Genomic DNA, 21,239 nt, shown 5'->3' on the forward strand with positions numbered 1-21,239 from the left:
GGACAACCCTCAGTTACCTTATGGAATTAGGCAATACCTTTGGGTGACACTCAAGTGAATGACAGGCGCACGACTAGACGCCTCGAGCCAGCCTCAAGTCTTCGGTGTGGCGGTACCAGGTCCACTTGTCGACCGGGCGAGGGTGCTTGTGACCATCCAAAACGGCCGTTGTGGGCAGGCAGCCGAGCTGGAATGCGCGCGGGCGGCTTTCCCGGACGCGCGAGCCGATCAGCCGCTTGTTAACAATTCGCACAACGAGGCCCAAGCCGCCGTCGGGGTCCGGCGTGCACTCGATCCGGGACGCCTGACCGCGCAGCACGTTGTCCGCGTCGCTGTAACCGACGCCACGAACCGGTGACAACACGCCGAGACCCATCAGCACGCCGCCGACGTCGTCGCGCACGAACGGGACGGGATCTACGTCACCGTTCAGCGCGATGTCCAGGGCGCGGCCGGGGTCGGTCGACAGGCCCCAGAGCGCGGCGACGGGCGACTCGCCCACGGGGACGTAACCGAGGGTCACCGAACCGAGCTTCTCCTTGCGCAGCAACCGCAACGCGACGGCGGAGAGGTCGGCGTCCGTGCCCACCACGACGAGCCGTTCGGCGTCCAGGTGCTGATCTACGTGGTCCTTGCCGGGGCGGGCGGGGACGACGTGCGCGTCGTCACGTTGAGTGATCATTGGCAACTGCGTGTTTCCGCAGGCCAACACGATTCCGTGCACGGTCATCTCCTGGTCTACCCTCGCTTACCGGCGTTCGCTCGAACCAGTCCAAGCGCTTGGAGTTTCACATGCCGGCCGTCGTGCTTATCGGTGCCCAGTGGGGCGATGAGGGCAAGGGCAAGGCCACCGACATCCTCGGTGAGCGTGTCCAGTGGATCGTCCGCTACCAGGGTGGCAACAACGCGGGTCACACCGTGGTCCTCCCGGACGGCAAGAAGTTCGCCCTGCACCTCATCCCGTCCGGCATCCTCACGCCCGGTGTGAAGAACGTCATCGGCAACGGTGTCGTGGTCGACCCCGGCGTGCTGCTCGAGGAGCTCGCGGGGCTGGAGGAGAAGGGCGTCGACACCAGCGGCCTGCTGATCTCGTCGGACGCGCACTTGATCATGCCGTACCACGTGGCCATCGACAAGGTGACCGAGCGCTACCTGGGCAAGGCGAAGATCGGCACGACCGGCCGCGGCATCGGGCCCGCCTACCAGGACAAGCTCGCCCGCGTCGGCGTGCGCGTGCAGGACCTGCTGGACGAGAAGATCCTCCGGCAGAAGGTCGAGGCGGCCCTGGACTTCAAGAACCAGGTGCTGGTCAAGGTCTACAACCGCAAGGCGCTCGAGCCCGACCAGGTCGTCGACCAGGTGCTGGAGCGCGGTCAGCACTTCGTGCACCGCATCGCGGACACCCGCCTGCTGCTCAACCAGGCGCTGGACCGCGACGAGATCGTCGTGCTGGAGGGCTCGCAGGGCACCCTGCTCGACGTCGACCACGGCACCTACCCGTTCGTCACGTCGTCGAACCCGACCTCGGGTGGCGCGACGGTCGGCTCCGGTGTCGGCCCGACCCGCATCAGCACCGTGATCGGCATCCTGAAGGCCTACACGACCCGCGTCGGCTCCGGTCCGTTCCCGACCGAGCTCAACGACGACCAGGGCGAGTACCTCCGCAAGCAGGGTGGCGAGTTCGGTGTCACCACGGGTCGCAGCAGGCGCACCGGCTGGTTCGACGCCGTGATCGCCCGCTACGCCTCGCGCGTCAACGGCATCACCGACTACTTCCTCACCAAGCTGGACGTGCTGTCCGGCCTGGAGAGGGTGCCGGTCTGCGTCGCGTACGAAGTGGACGGTCGCCGCGTCGACGAGATGCCGATGACGCAGACCGACGTCCACCACGCCGTGCCGGTGTACGAGGAGCTGCCCGGCTGGTTCGAGGACATCTCGCACTGCCGCACGTTCGACGAGCTGCCGGCCAACGCCAAGGCCTACGTCGAGTACCTGGAGAGCATCATCGGCGCCCGCGTGTCGGCGATCGGCGTCGGCCCCGGCCGCGACCAGACGATCGTCCGCCACGACGTGCTCAGCTGATCGCTCGCTCCTGGGCCTCGAGCAGCGCGGTCTGCGTGACCTTCAGCTGCTCGAGGCCCTTCACGAACTCGTTCGACATCGAGCCGTCGTCGGGGCCGGCGTCCCGGAAGACGACGAGACACGACCGCGAGCCGTTCTCCAAGGCTCGCAACGCTTCCGCCCACGTCGCGGCGATCTTCGGATCAGGCGGCTGCGGGAACTCCTCCCGCAGCACCGGTCCCAGCGCCTCGCACCCGGCCGCGATCGCCGCGGGGTCCGCCGCCCGCACGCCGACGAACACCTGGTCGTTCGCCTTCACCACGGTCATCATCCGGTCCCAGCCGCCGCCGTAGATCCACGTGTTCACCGCCTCGTCGGTGTTCCTCGCGGTCGCGGCGGGAGGTGCCTGCAGCGTCTGCACGCTCGGTCCCGCGGACGGCGACCACGCCGCCACCGCCACGCTCAGCACCGCGATTCCGGCCGCCCAGATCGGCCGTGAGCGGGTGTAGCCGCCCAGACGGCCGTGTCCGCCCGCGAGGAGGGCCGCGAGCGTTCCCAGCACCGGCAGGACCTGGTGCGGTCGCATCGCCAGGACGCTGTCGACCTGCGAGCCGTCCAGGTGCGTCAGCCAGATCGCGACCGTCGCGGTCAGCCCGATCAGCCACGTCGTGAGCAGCGCCCCCACGCGGTCCAGGCGGGCCACCAGCACCACGACGAGCTGCACCGCCACGACCGCCGCGATCTGCCAGGCGGTGGCGACCAGGGGTGAGCCCGCGGATCCGAGCAGCACGATCGCGGCGACGGCCAGGACGCCCCCGATCACGCCGGCCAGCGCGGCGAAGCGGGGGAACTCCCGCCGCAGCACCAGCGGCACGAGCCACAGCAGTGCCAGCGATGCCGCGGTCAGCAGCCGGTTGAAGTTCAGCAGGAACGGGATCGCCACGGCCTTCAGCCCGATCTCGTTCAGCAACGTCTGCGCGTAGCTGTGCAGAAGGTCCATCACCGGCACAAGGCGGTCGCGCCAAGCGGCTTGAGCCACCCGGATCTCGGGGAACCAGCCGAGCAACGTGTACGTGACCACAGCGATCGACATCCCGAGAAACCAGCCGTGCCAACGGGTGCGCACGAGCGTCGCGCAGTATCCGGCCCAGATCGTCACGAGCACCGCGGTACCGGACAGCGCGATCGCGGCGATGACGCTGTGCAGCGTCAACGGGTAGATGTTCTGCATGTCCAGCAGGTCTGCAAGGACCAGACCAAGTCCTAGAGCGAGACCGGGCAACGCGAACGTGCCGCGGCGCGGGCCGAAAGCCGCGCCCCGCCAGGCGATCAGGCCGATGAGAGCGGCCACGGGCACGGCCCACACGATCCGCATGACCAGGAACGACTCGTTGCCGTCCCGGTACCAGGTCAGCTCGCGCAGTCCGTCGGTCAGGTGCCACCACGCGAGTTGCACGGCGAGCGCGCTGCCGAGCGTCTCCCAGAAACCCGGCCGCAGCAACGATCTGGGGTCCTGCATGACGGCCTGCCGGCTCGCGGGCGCGGGGTGATGGCCGAGCCATCGGCGCAGCCGGCCGGTGGGTGGCAGCAGCCGGTACGGGGCCGGCTCACCTGTCCACCGCACGACCAGCGCGTCGGCGTGCTTCTCCCGTGCCCGCAGCACGCCGACTCGAGCGGCGAACACCAGCAGCACCAGCACGGCCAGGTGCCACAGCACGGTGAAGGAGGTCCAGCCGGGAGGAGGTGGAGGCAGCCGGAACGGGGTGGCGGTCAGCATCAACACGTTGAACCACGTGAGCACATAGGGCGTCAGGACCGCGACGACGAAAGCACGCCAGATCGCCAGCGTGGCGTAGGTGATCGTGACGTCGTTGCGGACGTGCGCGAGTTCGTGCAGCACGATCGTGCGGAACGACTCGGGTTCCATGCGGCGCAACGCCATCATGCCGACGTTGAGCGCGACGTACTTGCGGCGGTGCGTGCCGAACGCGACGCCGCCCGCCCGGATGTTCGCCCGGTCGAGCAGGAACGTCGGCGCCTTCTCGAGTCCGGCCTCCGCGACCAGTTCGGCGAGCGGCTCGACCAGTTCCTCCGGCACGGGAGCCAGGTTCCGCCGGTAGCGCAGCAACGCCGGGCGCAGTGCGTAGATCAGCCACGCCGTCGCGAAGAGCAGGACCAGTCCGCCGGCGAGCCACAGGGCACGACCGCCTAGGAACGTCGCCATGCACGCCCGATAACCGTCCCATTTGGACTGATCGGGGTCGACCGCGAAGTTCGACGTGAAGTAGAGGCCTGACTTCACCTGGCAACGGGCGTTGTCGAGCGAGGTGGCCACCGGCCACACGGACGCGTACAGGCTGAAGATCTGCAGCGTGGTCGCGACCGCCAGCAGCACCAGCGACGCGAACCGCAGCGTGGTGCCAGAAGGCACCCTCGGTCTGTCCCCCTCAGGATCCATGCGTGCATGTTGATCGTTGCGGACCCGTGCTGTCACTAAGCCGTTGGCAGGAAATGTGTCCGTGCGGGGAACATCTCGATGTACGACGCTTTTTCACGATTTGGGCGTCGTTGACTCATGTCGTGGGCTCGCCTGTACTTCCGCCCATGACCTTGTCCATAGCAGGAGTGGCCGCGCGGCCGAAATCCGCGACGCCTGTGCAGGCGCGAAAGTTCAAGCTGCCGCTGCGCTGGATCAGCCCCGTCGCGCTGGTCCTGCTGTGGCAACTGGCCAGCTCAACGGGTGTGCTGTCGCCCGACAAGCTCGCTTCTCCCGTCACCGTCGCGCAGTCGGCCGGTGAGCTGATCGCGGACGGCCAATTGGGCGAAGCGTTCGCCGTGTCCATCACGCGCGTTCTATTCGGGTTTCTCATCGGCGGTTTTGCCGGGGTTGTTCTGGGGCTTGCCTCCGGCCTTTCCCGGTGGGGCGAGACATTGCTGGACCCGCCCGTCCAGATGCTGCGGACGCTGCCGCACCTCGGCCTGATCCCGCTGTTCATCCTGTGGTTCGGGATCGGGGAGGAGCCCAAGCTCGCGCTGGTCGCGGCCGGTGTGGCGTTCCCGCTGTACCTCAACCTGCACTCGGGCATCCGGCAGACCGATCCCGGCCTGGTCGAGGCGGCTCGGGTGCTCGGCTACAACCGGTTCGAACGGATCGTGCACGTCGTGCTGCCGTCCGCCGTGCCGCAAACGCTGGTGGGACTGCGGATCGCGCTCGGTACCGCGTGGCTGTCGCTGATCGTCGGCGAGCAGATCAACGCCGACGCCGGTCTCGGCTTCCTGATCAACAACGCCCGTGAGTTCCTCCGCACCGACGTCGTGGTCGTCGGCCTCGTGGTCTACGCGCTGCTCGGTCTCACGACAGACGCGCTGGTGCGGTTGCTGGAGAGGAGGGTGCTGCGATGGCGAGTGCGGTGAGTGTTCGTGGTCTGCGCAAGGCTTTTGGCGCACGGACGGTGCTGGACGGGATCGACCTGGAGATCGCCCCGGGCGAGTTCGTCGCGCTGCTCGGACGCAGTGGTTGCGGCAAGTCGACGTTGCTGCGGATCCTGGCCGGCCTCGACGAGGAGGTCGACGGCGTGGCGGAGGTCCCCGGCACGGTGTCGATCGCGTTCCAGCAGCCGCGTCTGCTGCCGTGGCGCAAGGTCTGGCGCAACATCGCCCTGGGGCTGCACAAGCCGGACGGACGCACGGTCGCGTTGAAGGCGCTGGAGGAAGTGCGGCTGGCGGATCACGCCGACGCGTGGCCGCTGACGTTGTCCGGTGGTGAAGCGCAACGGGTTTCGCTCGCACGGGCGTTGGTCCGCGAGCCGGACGTGCTGCTGCTGGACGAACCGTTCGGCGCGCTCGACGCGTTGACCAGGCTCGCCATGCACCACCTGGTGGAAGACCTGTGGACCAGGCACAAGCCCGCCGTGCTGCTCGTGACGCACGACGTCGACGAGGCGTTGCTGCTGGCCGACCGGGTCCTCGTGCTCGACGAGGGCCGGATCGTCGCCACGCACCACGTCGACCTGCCCCGCCCGCGCCGCCGGGCTTCCGTTGTGGAGCAACGCACCCGCGTGCTCGCCGACCTGGGAGTGGACGTTGAAACAGCTGCCTAGCAGAAGGTTGCTCAGCCTGCTCGCCGCGATCCTGTTCGCGACCGGGTGCGCCGCGACCGCACAGGACACCCCGGCGGGCGAGGTCGTGCTCAAGGTCGGTGACCAGAAGGGCGGTGCGAAGGCGCTGCTCACGGGCGCCGGTCTGCTGAACGACTTCCCGTACAAGATCGAGTGGTCGACCTTCACGTCCGGTCCGCCGCTGCTCGAAGCCTCGTCCGCCGGGGCGATCGACCTCGGTGGCGTCGGCAACACACCGCCGATCTTCGCCGCCGCCGCGAACGCCAAGATCGCCGTGGTCGGCGCGTCACAGGGACAGGTCGAGGCGGACGCGATCCTGGTTCCGGAGAACTCGCCGCTGAAGACCGTGACCGACTTGAAGGGCAAGAACATCGCCGTGGCCAAGGGAAGTTCGGCACACGGCCAGGTGCTGCTGACCTTGCGCGCGGCCGGGCTCACGACCAAGGACGTGACGCTGAACTTCTTGCAGCCCTCGGATGCGTACGGCGCGTTCACGCAGGGCAAGGTCGACGCGTGGGCGGTCTGGGACCCCTACACGGCGCAGGCGCAGCAGGAGGCCAAGGCGCGCGTGCTGGCCACCGGTGAGGGCTTGTCGAACGGCTACGGCTTCCAGGTCGCGGGCCGCAAAGCCCTGGACGACAAGGGAAAGCACGAGGCGATCAAGGAGTACCTCGTCCGCTACTACAAGGCGCAGAAGTGGGCTGACACGCATCGCGACGAGTGGGCCAAGGCGTGGGCGGCGGAGACCGGGCTGAAGTACGAGGTCGCACGGGCCGCGGTGGAACGCAACGGCGACCAGGTCGTGAAGCTGGACGACAAGGTGATCAAGTCGGAGCAGGAGCTCGCGGACGCGTTCACGGCGGACAAGACGTTGCCGGGCAAGGTCGACTTCGCGAAGTTCGTCGACACGAGGTTCCAGGGAGATCTCACATGAGCGTCACGCTGCACTGGTTCCTGCCGACATCCGGCGACGGGCGCACGGTCGTGGAGCACTTCCACGCTCAGCGCGCACCTGCAGCCGGGGCGCGTCGTGAGCCGGACATCGACTATCTGGCGCAGATCGCGCGCACGGCCGAGCAGGTCGGGTTCACGGGCGTGCTCACGCCGACCGGCACGTGGTGCGAGGACGCGTGGCTGACCACGGCCGCGTTGATCAGCCAGACGAAGACGTTGAAGTTCCTGGTGGCGTTCCGGCCGGGTGTGCTGTCGCCGACGCTGGCCGCGCAGATGGCCTCGACGTACCAGCGGATTTCGCGCGGACGGTTGCTGCTGAACGTGGTGACCGGTGGCGATTCCGTTGAGCAGCAACGGTTCGGTGACTGGCTCGACAAGGACCAGCGGTACTCGCGCACGGACGAGTTCCTGCAGATCGTGCGCGGGATCTGGACCGGCGAGCCGTACTCGTTCCAGGGCGAGCACTACCAGGTGCAGGACGCGACGGTGCTGGCCGCGCCGGACCCGGTGCCGCCGATCTACTTCGGCGGCTCGTCGGATGCCGCGTTGCCGGTGGCCGCGCGCAACGCGGACGTCTACCTGACTTGGGGCGAACCGCCGAAGGACGTGGCGGCGAAGATCGCGCGGGTGCGGGCGTTGACCGATCGGCCGATCCGGTTCGGCATCAGGCTGCACACGATCAGCCGCGACACCTCGGCAGAAGCGTGGGAGGCGGCCGCGAAGCTCCTCGACGCGCTGGACCCGGCGGCCGTGGCGAAGGCGCAGGAACAGCTCAGCAAGTCGGAATCCGTTGGCCAGCAACGGATGGTGGCGCTGCACGGCGGCGACCTCAGCCGTGGTGTCCGCGGCCTGGAGATCTACCCGAACCTGTGGGCGGGCGTCGGTCTGGTGCGCGGTGGCGCTGGAACGGCGTTGGTGGGCTCACACGAGGACGTCGCCGACCTGATCGAGGAGTACCACTCCATCGGCATCAGCGAGTTCGTCCTCTCCGGCTATCCGCACCTGGAAGAGGCCTACTGGTTCGGCGAGGGCGTGCGGCCCCTGCTGAAGCAACGCGGGTTGCTCGACGGGGACCGCACGCTCGCACTGGCTAGCGCTTGACCTTGGCTTCGATCGCCGTGTCGGGGTTGTCCGCGAACACGCCGTCGAGACCGGTCTTGTAGAACAGGTCGTACTCCTCGAAGGCCCGGCCGTACGCGGCCGGGTCGGCCGAGGACCGGAAGTCCGCGGGCAGGAACGAGTTCTCGTTGCGGAACGTCCAGGAGTGCACGATCAGGCCGACCGTGTGCGCGTCCTTGACGAGGGTCGTCGGCTGCTTGAGGAAGCCGGCCGCGTCGCGCGGGATGATCAGGTCCTTGGTGACGCCGACGCCGTCCGCGTACGACCGCACCTCGCGCAGACCGGCCGGCGTGACCAGGTCGGCGTAGGTGCGCTTGTCACCGGCGACGATGAAGTCGTACGGCGCACCGGAACCGTTGACCAGCTGGACCAGCGGCACGCGCAGCGACTTGTTCAGCTGCTTGAGGTTCGCCACCTCGAACGACTGGACGTAGACCTTGGCGTTGCGGCGGTTGAGGCCGTTGTGGTTCAACGCGTCGACGAGCTTCGGTTCCAGCGCGAGACCGATCGACTGGAAGTACGTCGGGTGCTTGGTCTCGGGGTAGATGCCGATCTCGCGGTGCAGCTCGCGGGACAGGCGCTTGGAGAGGTCGATGACCTCCTGGAACGTCGGGATCTCGAAGCGGCCGTCGTAGAGGGTGTTGCGCGGGCGGATCGCGGGGATGCGTTCCTTGGCGCGCAACGTCTTCAGTTCGGCGAGCGTGAAGTCCTCGGTGAACCAGCCGGTGAGCGGCGTGCCGTCGACGACCTTGGTCTTCTGCCGGTCCTTGAACTCCGGCCTGGTCGAGACGTCGGTCGTGCCGCCGATCTCGTTCTCGTGCCGGGCGACCAGCTTGCCGTCCTTGGTCGACACCAGGTCCGGCTCGATGAAGTCGGCACCCATGCGGGCGGCGAGCTCGTAGGACGCGAGCGTGTGCTCGGGCCGGTACGCCGACGCGCCGCGGTGCCCGATGACGATCGGGCCCTTGTCGTCGTGTGCCGACGCCGACGGCAGGGTTGCCACGACCGCGCCCGCCAAGACGAGCACAACAGCGGCGATACCTCTCCGGTACATCGCGTTCGACCTCCCCATTTCGTGTTGAGAGCGCACCCAAGCATCGCAACACGAAATGCAGGTGAACGGTTACTCACGAGAGAGTGCGGCTTCTTCCAAGTCCAGTTCTCGCAGCACGCGGAAGAGCACCTCGTCGTCGATCTCACCGGCGTCGCGGGCCTTGATGAACTCGTCACGCTCCGCGCTCAGCATCGCCCTGCGCAGCCTGCGGTACGCGGCCGCCGGGCTCTCCTCCTCCTGCCGCCCGAGCCGTTCCCACGCGGCGTTGCCCCGGTGCTCGGCCAGCGACCTCAGCTGGTCCGCGACGTGGTCGGGAACGTCGGCGATCTCCTGGTCCAGCCGGTCGACCGCCGCCTGCGCCGCCCGGTGCTGGATCTGGGCCTCGGCCAGCGCGTCCTTGCGTACGTCGTCGCCCTCGAACCCGATCTTGTTGATCAGCCACGGCAACGTCGTGCCCTGCAGCAGCAGCGTCGCGACCGTCACCACGAAGGCGCAGAACAGGATGATGCCGCGTCCCGGAACCTCTTCCGGAATCGCGGCCGCGGCGGCGAGGGTCACCACACCGCGCATGCCCGCCCACGCGATCACCGTGACCTGGCCCAGGTGCGGCCAGCGTTCGCGCTCCCGCATGCGTTTGGACAGGAACATCGGGATGTACGTGGCCGGGTACATCCAGACGAACCGCGCGAGGATCGTGGCCAGCAGCACCGCGCCCGCGCCCATCAGCAGGCTCGCGTTCAGGTCGACGTCGCTGATGATCGCCGACACCTGCAGCCCGATGAGCGCGAAGACGAACGACTCCAGCAGCACGTCCACCGACCGCCAAACCGCCGCGTCCTGCAGCCGGGTCGTGTAGGTGCCTCGCGGCGAGTGGTGGCCGACGTACAGGCCCGCGACGACGACCGCGAGCACACCGGAGAACTGGATCTTGTTGCTGAACAGGTGCGGGCCCTCTTCGGCGAGCAGGTAGGCACCGAACGGCACGAGCAGGCCCAGCGCGCTTTCCAGCACCCCCTCGCAGAGCCGCTTGCGCAGGAAGCGGACGGCCACCCCGACGATGAGCCCGACCGCGATCCCGCCAACCGTGACCAGCAGGAACATCCCGACGCCGACGAGCGGGTGCATGGCCGCGCCGACGGTGGCCGCCACCGCGACCTTGAACGCGGTCAGCGCCGTGGCGTCGTTGATCAGGCTCTCGCCGACCAGCAGCGTCATCGCCCGGCGTTGCAGACCGAGCTTGCGCCCGATCGCGACGGCAGCGACCGCGTCCGGCGGGGCGACCACCGCGCCGAGGACCAGTGCCGCGGCGAACGGGAGGTCCGGGAAGGCGAGCTTCGCCGTTACGCCCACCGCGAACGTCGTGAACAGCACCAGCCCGACCGCGAGCAGGCCGATCGGCCGCAGGTTGGCGCGGATGTTGAGGTACGAGCTGTCCAGTGCCGCGCTGTAGAGCAGCGGCGGCAGGACCAGGACCAGGATCAGGTGGGGATCCAGCTCGAACTCCGGCACCCCCGGTATGAACGAGACCACGAGCCCGACGGCAACCAGCACCAGCGGCGCCGGCCAGTTCAGGCGGCGCGCGAGGGAGGTGACGACCAACGCTCCGAGGAGCAGCAGCAGTAGTTCAGGCCCGACCATGCGCACATTCTGCGTAAAGATGGACGGCATGACCTGTTCGCACGTGGGAGCGCTGCCCCAGTCGGTGGCGCCGGAGTCGACCGAGGGCTGTGTCGACTGCCTCGCTCTGGGTGAGCGCAACTGGGCTCACCTGCGGATGTGCCTGTCCTGCGGGCACGTGGCGTGCTGCGACTCGAGCCCGCACCGGCACGCGACGGCGCACTTCGGAACGTCTCAGCATCCGGTCATGCGCTCGTTCGAGCCAGGCGAGGACTGGCGCTGGTGCTATGTGGACAGTGCCATCGTCTGATGACTTTGCAATTCCTTTGGATTGATCCTCTGACGCTGTGATCGGGACCACAGTACGGTCGGTTCGTGGCCAACCCGGACCTCGCCCGCATCGTCGCGGAGCACGACGAGGAGATGCCGTCGCGTTCGCTCTCACCCAAGTGGGAGCGGGCGCTGTGGATCGCCGGCCTGCTGATCGCACTGCTGGTGCTCAAGCAGGTCTTCTTCCCGTTCGCCAAGGGAAGCGTGTACTACCTGATCATCTTCCTGGCGGTGACGCTGCCGCTGGTCTTCCTGTCGTACGGCCGCGGGCACACGCCGCCGTGGTGGGACTGGGTGCTGGCGTTGCTGGCCTTCGTCGTCGGCGCCTATCCGCTGTTCGGGGGCTACGACGAGTTCCTGAACCGGCAGGGGCAGCTCACGTCGTTGGACGTCATCGCCGGCACTGTGTTGCTGGTCCTGATCCTGGAGGCGTGCCGGCGCACGACCGGGTGGGTGCTTCCGGTGGTGTGCCTGGCGTTCGTCGCTTACGCGTACTACGGCGGGTTCCTGCCGCCGTCGTGGTCGATCGCGCACTCCGGCGTCGACTTCTCGCAGATCATCAACGGGTTCTTCAACGACTACAGCGGGTTCTACGGGACGCCGATGGACGTCGCGGCGACCTACATCGTGCTGTTCACGATCTACGGCGCCGTTCTGAACGCTTCTGGGGCAGGGAAGTTCTTCGTCGACGTCAGCTTTGCGGCTTTTAGAAAGTCGCGGACCGCTCCTGGGCGGACCGCGGCGACCGCGGGGTTCCTGCTGGGCACGGTTTCCGGTTCGGGCACGGCGACGACGGTGTCGCTGGGCGCCGTGACGTGGCCGATGCTGCAGAAGGCCGGGTATCCCAAGGAGAACGCGGGCGGGCTGCTCGCCGCGTCCGGCATCGGGGCGATCCTGTCGCCGCCCACGCTGGGCGCGGCGGCGTTCATCATCGCCGAGTACCTGAAGGTGTCGTACCTGTCGGTGCTGATCTGGGCGATCATCCCGACGCTGCTCTACTACCTGGGCATCGCGCTGGCCGTGGAGGCCGATGCGCGGCGGTTCGGGGCGCGGCCGGTGGACGTGAACGCGCCGCGGTTCCTCGAGGTGCTGAAGCTCGGCTGGTACCACTTCCTGTCGCTCGGGATCATCATCGTGTTCCTGGCGCTCGACATCCCGGTCTACCGCGCGGTCGTCTACGCGACGGGCGTGGCGGCTCTGTTCGCGTTGATCAACCACCGGCGTGACTGGTTCCGGTTGATCGCCGACGCGTTGTCCGTCGGCGTGCGGTCGGCGTTCCCGGTGATCGCGGTGTGTGCGGCGGCGGGCGTGGTCACGTCGACGATCACCAAGACCGGGCTGGGGCAAGCGCTTGCGGGGTCGTTGGTGGACCTGGCTTCGGCTGTTTCCTCGGAGCCCGTCGTGGTGCTGATGCTGACGGCGGTGCTGGCGGCTGTCGCGGTGTCGGTGCTCGGGCTGGCCGTGCCGGTGACCGCGTCGTTCATCATCTCGTGGGTCGTCATCGGGCCGGCGTTGATCACGCTGGGCGTGGAGCCGGCCGAGACCGCGATGTTCATCTTCTACTACGCGGTGTTGTCCGAGGTGACGCCTCCGACCGCGCTCGCCGCCGTGGCCGCTGCGGCGCTGACCGGCGGCGATGTCATGAAGACGATGTGGCAGACGTGGAAGTACACGCTGCCGGCGTTCCTGGTGCCGCTGGCGTTCGTGCTGACCGACAACGGTGCTTCTTTGTTGTTGCGCGGGCCGTTGCTGGACTCGGTGTGGACGTTCGGTGCGTCGGCTTTGGGGGTGGCCGCTCTTGCCGTTCTGACGGGCGGCTGGTTGTTCGGTCCCGCGCGCTGGCCGGAGCGCTTGCTGTGCGTGCCGGCCGCGTTGTTCCTGCTCTACCTGCAGCCGTTGACGATCGCCATCGGGGCCGGGTTCCTCGTGGTGGCCGTGGCGGTACACCTGGTGACCCGTGGGAGGGTTCGTGATGCTGCGTAAGTACGCGATCGGTGCGATCGCTTTGGCGCTGGCGGTTTCCGGCTGTGGCGGCAAACGCACGCCCACGACCCCGGACGCGTCGGGCGGCGGGGTGTCGTGCGAGGCGTCCGAAGGCCGGATCACGATCGCGACCGGCAACTCCGGTGGCGTGTACTTCGTGGTCGGCGGCGGTCTCGCGAAGCTGATCTCCGACAACTCGAAGCTGAAGGCGTCCTCGGCCGAGACCGGCGCGTCCGTGCAGAACATCCAGCAGCTCGTCTCGGGCACGTACGACATCGCGTTCTCGCTGGCCGACACGGCGGCGGACGCGGTGAACGGCACCGGGGCGTTCAACGGCAAGAAGGAGAAGATCGCGGCGTTGTCGCGGATCTACCCGAACTACACGCAGGTGCTCGTCCGCGCCGACTCCGGGATCAACTCCGTGGCGGACATGAAGGGCAAGCGGATCTCGACCGGTTCGCCGAAGTCCGGCACCGAGGTGATCGCCGGTCGTCTGCTGAAGTCGGCGGGGCTCAACATCGACTCCGACGTGTCCGCCCAGCGCCTGGACCTGACCAAGACCGCGGACGGGATGAAGGACGGCGGCATCGACGGCCTGATCTGGTCCGGCGGGTTGCCGACGCCGCAGATCACGGACATCACCACGTCGCTGAAGGACAAGGTGAAGTTCATCGACATCACGCCGTTGCTGCCGGAGATGAAGAAGATCAGCCCGGTCTACGACAGGGCGCAGATCCCGGCGGCGACCTACGGGACGGCCGAGGTTCCCACGATCGCCGTGCCGAACCTGCTGCTCGTCCGGGAGGACTTCGCGGCCAACAACGCGTGCGCCGTGACCAAGCTGATCTTCGACAAGAAGGCCGACCTGGAGAAGGTGCACCCGGCCGTGAAGGACATCTCGAAGGACAAGGCATCGGCCACCGACCCGGTCCCGCTGCACCCTGGAGCGAAGCAGGCGCTCGGCTGAACTACGCTGGGGCATCGTGCGCGTCCTGGTCATCGGGTCTGGAGCCCGTGAGCATGCCCTTGTCCTCGCGTTGTCGCGCGACCCGCAGCTCACTGCTTTGGCGTGCGCGCCGGGCAACGCGGGCATCGCGGGCCACGCCGAGCTCTACGACGTGGACGTCGCAGACGCTTCGGCGGTCGCCGCTCTCGCGAAGGAGTGGAAGGCCGACCTCGTGGTCATCGGCCCCGAACAACCCTTGGTCGCCGGGGCCGCCGACGCGGTTCGTTCGCTGGACATCCCGTGCTTCGGGCCTTCTCGTGAGGCTGCCCGGATCGAGGGGTCCAAGGCGTTCGCCAAGGACGTCATGAACGCGGCGGGAGTGCCGACGGCCCACAGCGAGGTCGTGGACAACCCGGCCCGTCTGGACGCTGCTCTGGGGCGCTTCGGGCCGACGTGGGTGGTGAAGGACGACGGCCTGGCCGCGGGCAAGGGCGTCGTGGTGACCTCCGACCTGGCCGCTGCCCGTGCGCACGCGATGACGTTGCTCGACGGCGGGCACCCCGTGCTGCTGGAGTCCTTCCTGGACGGACCCGAGGTGTCGCTGTTCTGCGTCACCGACGGTGTTTCCGTCGTGCCTTTGATCCCGGCGCAGGACTTCAAGCGCGTGGGCGACGGGGACCACGGCCCGAACACCGGTGGCATGGGTGCTTACGCGCCGTTGCCCTGGGCGCCGGAGGGCCTTGTATCTGAAATTGTTTCACGTTGTGTGCAGCCGGTCGTCGACGAGCTGCGCGCTCGGGACACGCCGTTCGTCGGTCTGCTGTACGCGGGTCTGGCGCTGACGTCGTCGGGCGTGCAGGTGATCGAGTTCAACTGCCGCTTCGGTGACCCGGAGACGCAGTCGGTCCTGGCTTTGCTGAAGTCGCCGATTTCTTCATTGTTCCTAGCGGCGTCGACCGGTTCGCTGGCTTCGCTGCCCGCTCTGGAGTGGGAGAACGGCTACGCGGTGACGGTCGTCGTCGCCGCCGAGGGCTACCCCGGCCGTCCGCGCACGGGCGACGTGATCACCGGCTCCGAGACCGACGGCGTCCTGCACGCCGGCACCCGTCGCCGCGAGGACGGTGCCGTGGTCTCCGCCGGGGGCCGCGTGCTGTCGGTCGTGGGCACCGGCAAGTCGCTGTCGAAGGCCCGCGAGCGCGCCTACAAGCGCATCGCGGACATCCACCTCACCGGCTCCCACCACCGCTCCGACATCGCTCTCAAGGCTGTCGACGGCACGATCACGGTGCCGTGAGCCTGCTCGGCTGCCTGCTCGGCGGGGCCGTGGGCGACGGGTTGGGCGCGCCGATCGAGTTCTCGTCGATCGACACGATCCGTCGCCAGTACGGCCCTGCCGGCGTCGTCGACCTCCCTGTTCTGGAGATCACCGACGACACCCAGATGGTGCTGTTCACGCTGGAGGGGCTGCTGCTCGCACGGCAGCACGGCGTAGACCCGCTGCTGACCGTGCGGGCCGCCTACGCGCGCTGGCTGCACACGCAGGGCGGCCCGCTGGTCACTTCCGACGGCTGGCTGATGGCGGACCAGCGCCTGCACTCACGGCGGGCGCCGGGCCACACGTGCATCACCGCGTTGAAGCACAACGAGAAGAACAACTCGAAAGGCTGCGGCGGCGTGATGCGCGCCGCCCCCGTCGCCGTGTGGTCGCGCGACGTTCGCGAGGTCTTCTCGCTGGCCGTGGGCACGGCTCAGATGACGCACCACCACCCGAGCGGCTACCTGTCGGCAGGCGTACTGGCAGTGATCGTCCAGTCGTTGCTGAGCGGCGCGGACCTGCTGTCGGCTGTCGCTGTCGCGCGTGCCGAACTGGTCCGCTGGGAGGGCCACGAGGAGCAGACCACGTTGCTGGACAAGGTGGTCGGCCTCGGGGTTTTGACGCCAGAGGAGATCGAGTCCTCGCTGGGCGGCGGCTGGGTGGGCGAAGAGGCCCTGGCCATCGGCCTGCACGCCGCCCTGGTGGCGCCTGATTTCCCTTCCGCACTGCGCATCGCCGTCAATCACTCAGGCGACTCGGACTCCACCGGTTCGATCTGCGGCAACATCCTGGGCGCCCGCGACGGCGTTGCCGTGATTCCTTCTTCGTGGCTGTCCGTGCTGGAACTGCGAGACGTGATCGAACGCCTGGCACTCAGCTGGTGACCGGAATCCACAGCTCGGCCCTGGCCCTGTCCCCGTCGATCTGCGTGCGCAACATCGACGGCCCCTCAACGCTCTGGTAGCTGTTGGACGGGAACCACTGCGCGTACACGTCCCGCCACATGTGCTGAATCGTCTCGGGATAGGGCCCTTCCGTCGTGAAGACGGCCCACGTGTTCCCGGGAACTTGGACGGTCTCCAAGTCCTCCGGCGCCTCCTGGCTCGTCACCACCCCCTGGAAGTAGTCGAGCTGATCCCCTTCCTCAACCCCTTCCTGGTTGTAGGTCAAGGCGAGCATCCCTCCCGGCTCCCCGTCGCTGAGCTGTTTGATGCGTTCCAGCGTCGGCATGCCGATGCCCTTCACGAACTCGACGATCGCCGGGTTCATCCCGAGGTGCACCAACGGCACCCGCGTCCCCCGCCCGACGACCTTGAACGCTTCCTTGTTGACGATCCGGTACTCCATGCTCGTGCTCCCTTCGACAACCAGCCTGAACGTGAGAATCTGCTGCGACTGCAACGACTTCCTGCTCGTACGGGCCTCCTGTGGCCCCGTCCCGTGCATGGCCTTGAAGGCCCGAGCAAAGGCCTCGTTGGACCCGTAACCCCATCTCACGGCGATGTCGAGCAACGAGTCCTGTCCACTGAGGACCTCACTCGCCGCCTTGGTGAGCCTCCTGCGCCTGATGTACTCGCTCAACGGCATGCCGGCGAGCGCACTGAACAACCTGCGCAAGTGGTACTCACTGGTGCCCGCGATCCGCGCGAGCCCCTTCACGTCGACCTCGCCGTCGAGGCTCTCCTCGATGCGGGCCATGGCCTGGTTGAGTCGCTCCAACACGTCCCCAACGCTATGGGCTGAGCCGCGGTCGTACCCGACTTCCTGTGCCCTATCCGATCGCCTTCCGAACCTCGTCCACCATCCGCTTGGCGATCGGAGCGAACTGCTGGACCGGGCTGCTGTTCGACCGCCGCCTGAGGTGTGTCTTGGCCCTTGGCCAGGATCACGGCGGTGATGCCTCCGCCGACCAGCACCAGTGCCCCCAGGATCGCCGTGATGATCAACCCAGTGCGCTCTTTCCTGGCGGCGGGAGCTGTTACCGCGGGTACTGCCGAAACTGATAAGGCTGCTGCGGCCCGTGCACGTGTTCCCCCAGGTGGTCGTGTGCGTTCCTCCCCCAAGTCGCGGAAGCTGCCGGAATCGACCGGTTGTGCCAGTGGAAACGAAACCGAGCGTGACGTGGAACCAACAAGGGGTGGTCTTCGTCCAACCACAGGTACGTCTTACGCGGGCGTTGGTAGCCTGCGAAGCGGGACCGAACCGTCACCAACCGTACGGGGGTAGGACGTCGTGACACAGGAGAACGCGGGGGCGGATGCCGTTCTCGGTGCCGCTGCCGGACTGGCCGGTGGCGCAGTTGCTGGGGCGGTTGCAACGTTCAAGGCCGCGTCGTCGCTGATGGACAGAATCTCTTCTGGCCCGTCGACCCAGCAGTTTCACGTCGAAAAGGACACCGTGTTGAAGGCCGGCAAGGTCATCCACGACCAGCTCGACTTGTTGGAGAAAGCGTACAAGCGGAACGTTCCCAAGCTGCGGATTCCGTCCAATGACGGTGAGGTCACTGATGACGTCGTCAAGGCGTGGAATGACAGACTGGTCTTCCACGAAGATTCTTACGCCAACAGGATCACCCTCTACATGGAGACGCTGCGGAGCCTTTCCGACCAGTTGAAGACGTCGGCTCAGCAGTACGGCTTCACCGAGGACGAGGTCACTGCCGTGTTCAGCAAGGCGAAAGAATGACGATGCGCATATCAAAGCTTGCTGCGGTGGTTGTCGTCGTGGCAGCTGTTTCGGCTTGCACTTCCGGCGGAGAGAAGGGGAATCCCACGCCGGTTCCGTCGTCGACCAGCTCATCCGGAAACGATCCTGGAAGCAAGCTGCCTGCGCGTCCGCAGGCCCTCAAGCTGGATTCGATCGACACCTGCAAGCTGTTCACGGCAGATCAGATGAAGCAGATCAGCACCGTTTCCGCTGATCCGGTGAAGCTGGACCTGGTAGACGGCCAAGAGTCGCCCAGCTGTGACTACGGGAGTGACGGAGGCTTCGGTTATCAGGTCGGCGCGGTAACCCACAAAGGTGTTTCGTATTGGCTCCAGGGTGGCGGCAACGTTGACTCCACGGTGATCAAGGTTGGCGACTACGGCGCGGTGCAGGTCAAGCTCAAGGGCGGTTCTGGATTCGACTGCTCGGTGGCGATCGATGTCGCGGATGGCCAGCAACTGATGGTCAGCTACATCCCGACGACCACCAAGGAGAAGGACCAGTCCGTGCTGTGCGGTAAGGCTGAGAAGGCCGCTGGTCTAGCACTCTCGACGCTCAAGACGTTGAAGTGAGGGGGAGCCATGTCGGGTTATCGGCAGCTCAATGACTGGAATTTCGACGGTTGGTCCAACGAGCAACTCGCCAACGAGGTCAAGAAGCTTTCGAGCAGCACGATCGCAACGCAGTTCGGCGAGGCGTCCGAGGCTCTGCGCACGTTGGCGAACTCTCTCGAGTCCATCGACCAGACGATTCGGGCGCAGCTCAAGGATCTCAAGATCGATTGGGGCGGCGCGGCCGGAGAACAGAGCCACGAGAAGACGGACGTCGTGGCCGCAGGTATCGATGACAGCAGCCAGGCGTCGAAGCAGAACTCCCAGGCCATGACGCAGCAGGGCGAGAGCACCAGCACTGCCCGCTACAGCACGCCTCCTGAGCAGAACCTGCGTGGAGACTCCGAGCAGAACTGGAAAGACAAGGTCGGCAGCGTTGTCGGGATTGAGACCGACCACGCCAAGGAAGTCGAGGCGACCAACCGCGCCCGTCAGCAGGCCATCGACAGTCTGAACGGCTATGTCGGCGGCAGCCAGAATTCGTTGAGCGGTTTCCGCGCGCCTGACAAGGCGCCGGACATCGTCGTGGCCAGCGCCGCGGTGGCGCCTCCTGTCGGCCCCCAGGTCGGCACGCCCGGCGCTACCCCGCCCGGCATCCACGGCGGCCCGGGCTTCACCGGCACCCCGGGCAGCCCCGGCTCCCCAGGAGTGCCGGTCGGCCCCACCCCAGGCATCCCCGGCAACACCACGGGCGTGCTTCCCGGCACCACCCCGACCCCGCTCGCCAGCGGTCCGGGCTTCCCCAAGCCGTTCCCGTCCACCCTCCCGGTGGGCATCGCCGCGGCAGGCGCGGCGGCGACGGGTATCGCGGGCGCGGCGGGCACCGCGAAGGGTGCTCAGGTGGTCGGTGGCGGGCGTGGGCCTAGTCAGGCCCCGAAGACGCCGATCGCCCCGACCGGGCCGAAGGGTGCCCCGAGCACTATCGGTGCGGGCAAGGGCGGTCCCGGTCCCAGTGGTGGCAAGGCAGGCCCCGGTCTGCCTGGCGGGCCCGGAGTTGCTGGTAAGGGCGGCACCATGACGCCTGGTGGCGCCAGTGGTGTTGGGCCCGAGGGCAGCGGCCGGCCTGGTGCCGCGGCGGGCAAGGGTGGAGCTCCCGGCAAGTCCGGGTCGCTCATGTCTCCCGCGGCCAGTGCGGCCAAGGGTGAGGGCGAGGAGGACGGCGAGCACGTGCGCAAGTACGGCGTCGACTCCGACGAGATGTTCGGTGATGACCGCATGGTGGTGCAGTCCGTCATCGGCGAAGACCCGAAGGACCAGTAATCCCTTGAGCTCACCAGGTTCTGTGGTTTTGTCCACAGTGGAGTTCGCCGTGGTCTGGGAGGCGCAACGCCTCCCGGCCGCGCACGTCGCGCTGGACACGCGGATTCCCTCCATCACCCACACCGAGAAGGCCGAGGTGGTGAAGCGGGCCTGGGAGTCGTTGGAGGCGCGCGGCCTGGCCAGTAATGGCCGGGTCGTGTCCGAGTTGGCGGACGGGTTCGCGTTGCTGGCCAACGCGTCCATGTCGATCGACCTGTGGATCTGGGCCGACCGGCAGATCAGCGGGCTCGCGGCGGCCATCGGGGACGAGGCGATCCTGGCGGTGCAGGATCGCGACGAGATGTGGTTGATCGAGGCGCGGGGAACCGCCCTCGCGGAAGCCGCGGTGTCGGTGGCCGGGGAGATGCCGGCCGGGTTCGGGCGCTCGATCAGCCTGCCGTACGACGAACTCGTCAGTGCCGCCAAGGACGTCGGGCAGGACGCGCAGCGGTTGATCACCATGCTCGAGCGGCAGGGGATGCGGCTCGGTGACGCGCAGGAGTTGGCCGGGATGCTGGACGGGACGTCCACGCGCGGGCAGTTCGGGGTGCAGCGCAACGGGCAGCGGGCCAAGCGCGTGGTTTCGTTCCACGACACGCACAACGGGCGGTACCTGCGGCAGCTCAAGCCGAGCAGTGACGGGCGGCAGTGGTGCACGATCACGCCGGTGGACAACCATCGTCTCGCCGCGGCCGTCTGGGAGCTCCTGCAAGAGGTCTGAGTGGAACGTTCGCGCCAACCCCTGCGTCCAATCACCCGGCCGAGCAGAGCAATTCGCTCTAAGGTCGGCGGCGAGACGTTTAGGGGGTAGGCGCGCATGGCTGTGGCGAAGTTCAACACTGAGGCCATGGAACAGTGCCGGACAACCGTGAGCAGCCAGGCCGGACAATTCGGCGCGATCGGTGACGGCTTTTCCAATCAGTACGGCAATCCGGACATTTTCGGAAAACTCGGCGCTTCCGGCGCGGTCCAGGGCGCGGTGACCGCGATGGATCAAGCGGGCACGCAGGAGTTCGAGGCGGCCGAGAAGGTGCTGCGCAAGGTCGAGGGTGCGCTCGACAAGATCCAGACCAACGTCGCGGACACCGAGGAAGCCACCAAGAACTCCATGAGGGCGGTGTGACGT

20 protein-coding genes are annotated in these 21,239 nt (G+C 67.6%); 15 read left to right on the forward strand and 5 right to left on the reverse strand.

The genetic code is table 11. The annotated features are described in order from the left end of the window. Positions 1-73 precede the first annotated feature (73 nt). Complete coding sequence (locus ABZ345_RS03725) at positions 74-682, reverse strand: hypothetical protein (RefSeq protein WP_359842591.1); 609 nt, start codon at positions 680-682, stop codon at positions 74-76. 110 nt (positions 683-792) lie between these two features. On the opposite strand from ABZ345_RS03725, the gene ABZ345_RS03730 reads away from it, so the two are divergent. Then, positions 793-2,082, forward strand: coding sequence for an adenylosuccinate synthase (locus tag ABZ345_RS03730; RefSeq protein WP_359842593.1), 1,290 nt, complete (start codon positions 793-795; stop codon positions 2,080-2,082). On the opposite strand, the gene ABZ345_RS03735 is transcribed toward ABZ345_RS03730, so the two are convergent. Further along, entirely contained in the window at positions 2,075-4,519 is a 2,445-nt protein-coding gene (locus tag ABZ345_RS03735; RefSeq protein ID WP_359842595.1) for a M48 family metalloprotease, read from the reverse strand. The genes ABZ345_RS03730 and ABZ345_RS03735 overlap by 8 nt on opposite strands. A 146-nt stretch (positions 4,520-4,665) precedes the next feature. Here ABZ345_RS03735 and ABZ345_RS03740 point away from each other — a divergent pair, with 146 nt between their 5' ends. From ABZ345_RS03740 to ABZ345_RS03755, 4 genes are read left to right on the forward strand one after another with little or no spacing between them, the layout of a single operon-like run. Next, entirely contained in the window at positions 4,666-5,475 is an 810-nt protein-coding gene (locus ABZ345_RS03740) for an ABC transporter permease subunit (RefSeq protein WP_359842597.1), read from the forward strand. Further along, the gene (locus ABZ345_RS03745; protein ID WP_359842599.1) at positions 5,460-6,161 is read left to right on the forward strand and encodes an ABC transporter ATP-binding protein; all 702 of its coding nucleotides are present in this window, start codon (positions 5,460-5,462) and stop codon (positions 6,159-6,161) included. Before ABZ345_RS03740 ends, ABZ345_RS03745 begins: the two co-directional genes overlap by 16 nt. Before the next feature lie 28 nt (positions 6,162-6,189). Further along, positions 6,190-7,113: an ABC transporter substrate-binding protein gene (locus ABZ345_RS03750; protein ID WP_359843112.1), complete on the forward strand. Its 924-nt coding sequence runs from the start codon at positions 6,190-6,192 to the stop codon at positions 7,111-7,113. Then, positions 7,110-8,234 (forward strand): LLM class flavin-dependent oxidoreductase, encoded by a 1,125-nt coding sequence (locus ABZ345_RS03755; protein WP_359842601.1) that lies wholly within the window; start codon positions 7,110-7,112, stop codon positions 8,232-8,234. The genes ABZ345_RS03750 and ABZ345_RS03755 overlap by 4 nt, the downstream gene beginning before the upstream one ends. Here the strand turns inward: ABZ345_RS03755 and ABZ345_RS03760 are convergent. Together ABZ345_RS03760 and ABZ345_RS03765 are read right to left on the reverse strand one after the other, a co-directional pair. Further along, positions 8,224-9,306, reverse strand: a complete 1,083-nt coding sequence (locus tag ABZ345_RS03760) for a glycerophosphodiester phosphodiesterase (protein ID WP_359842603.1) — start codon at positions 9,304-9,306, stop codon at positions 8,224-8,226. The two genes, ABZ345_RS03755 and ABZ345_RS03760, sit on opposite strands and share 11 nt — an antisense overlap. Before the next feature lie 69 nt (positions 9,307-9,375). Next, entirely contained in the window at positions 9,376-10,944 is a 1,569-nt protein-coding gene (locus ABZ345_RS03765) for a Na+/H+ antiporter (RefSeq protein WP_359842605.1), read from the reverse strand. 28 nt (positions 10,945-10,972) lie between these two features. Here ABZ345_RS03765 and ABZ345_RS03770 point away from each other — a divergent pair, with 28 nt between their 5' ends. The 5 genes from ABZ345_RS03770 to ABZ345_RS03790 all read left to right on the forward strand — a co-directional run bounded on the left by ABZ345_RS03770 (position 10,973) and on the right by ABZ345_RS03790 (position 16,381). Then, positions 10,973-11,233 carry a UBP-type zinc finger domain-containing protein gene (locus tag ABZ345_RS03770; protein WP_359842607.1) on the forward strand — a complete coding sequence of 87 codons (261 nt, stop codon included), beginning with the start codon at positions 10,973-10,975 and terminating at the stop codon, positions 11,231-11,233. Between the two features lie 113 nt (positions 11,234-11,346). Further along, positions 11,347-13,236 (forward strand): TRAP transporter fused permease subunit, encoded by a 1,890-nt coding sequence (locus ABZ345_RS03775; protein ID WP_359843114.1) that lies wholly within the window; start codon positions 11,347-11,349, stop codon positions 13,234-13,236. After that, positions 13,226-14,203: a TAXI family TRAP transporter solute-binding subunit gene (locus tag ABZ345_RS03780; protein WP_359843116.1), complete on the forward strand. Its 978-nt coding sequence runs from the start codon at positions 13,226-13,228 to the stop codon at positions 14,201-14,203. The genes ABZ345_RS03775 and ABZ345_RS03780 overlap by 11 nt, the downstream gene beginning before the upstream one ends. 16 nt (positions 14,204-14,219) lie before the next feature. Continuing rightward, positions 14,220-15,476, forward strand: coding sequence for a phosphoribosylamine--glycine ligase (gene purD, locus ABZ345_RS03785; RefSeq protein WP_359842609.1), 1,257 nt, complete (start codon positions 14,220-14,222; stop codon positions 15,474-15,476). Then, positions 15,473-16,381, forward strand: coding sequence for an ADP-ribosylglycohydrolase family protein (locus ABZ345_RS03790; protein ID WP_359842611.1), 909 nt, complete (start codon positions 15,473-15,475; stop codon positions 16,379-16,381). Before purD ends, ABZ345_RS03790 begins: the two co-directional genes overlap by 4 nt. Here ABZ345_RS03790 and ABZ345_RS03795 read toward each other — a convergent pair. After that, positions 16,371-17,219, reverse strand: a complete 849-nt coding sequence (locus ABZ345_RS03795; protein WP_359842613.1) for an AraC family transcriptional regulator — start codon at positions 17,217-17,219, stop codon at positions 16,371-16,373. The two genes, ABZ345_RS03790 and ABZ345_RS03795, sit on opposite strands and share 11 nt — an antisense overlap. A 510-nt stretch (positions 17,220-17,729) precedes the next feature. On the opposite strand from ABZ345_RS03795, the gene ABZ345_RS03800 reads away from it, so the two are divergent. From ABZ345_RS03800 to ABZ345_RS03820, 5 genes are all read left to right on the forward strand, one after another. Then, positions 17,730-18,182, forward strand: coding sequence for a hypothetical protein (locus ABZ345_RS03800; RefSeq protein ID WP_359842615.1), 453 nt, complete (start codon positions 17,730-17,732; stop codon positions 18,180-18,182). After that, positions 18,179-18,775: a DUF3558 domain-containing protein gene (locus ABZ345_RS03805; RefSeq protein WP_359842617.1), complete on the forward strand. Its 597-nt coding sequence runs from the start codon at positions 18,179-18,181 to the stop codon at positions 18,773-18,775. Before ABZ345_RS03800 ends, ABZ345_RS03805 begins: the two co-directional genes overlap by 4 nt. A 9-nt stretch (positions 18,776-18,784) precedes the next feature. Next, entirely contained in the window at positions 18,785-20,074 is a 1,290-nt protein-coding gene (locus ABZ345_RS03810; RefSeq protein WP_359842619.1) for a hypothetical protein, read from the forward strand. Positions 20,075-20,096: 22 nt separating this feature from the next. After that, the gene (locus ABZ345_RS03815) at positions 20,097-20,834 is read left to right on the forward strand and encodes an ESX secretion-associated protein EspG (protein ID WP_359842620.1); all 738 of its coding nucleotides are present in this window, start codon (positions 20,097-20,099) and stop codon (positions 20,832-20,834) included. 96 nt (positions 20,835-20,930) lie between these two features. Continuing rightward, entirely contained in the window at positions 20,931-21,236 is a 306-nt protein-coding gene (locus ABZ345_RS03820) for a hypothetical protein (RefSeq protein ID WP_359842622.1), read from the forward strand. Positions 21,237-21,239 lie beyond the last annotated feature (3 nt).

The sequence above is a fragment of the Lentzea sp. NPDC005914 genome (assembly GCF_040629405.1).
Lineage (GTDB): Bacteria > Actinomycetota > Actinomycetes > Mycobacteriales > Pseudonocardiaceae > Lentzea.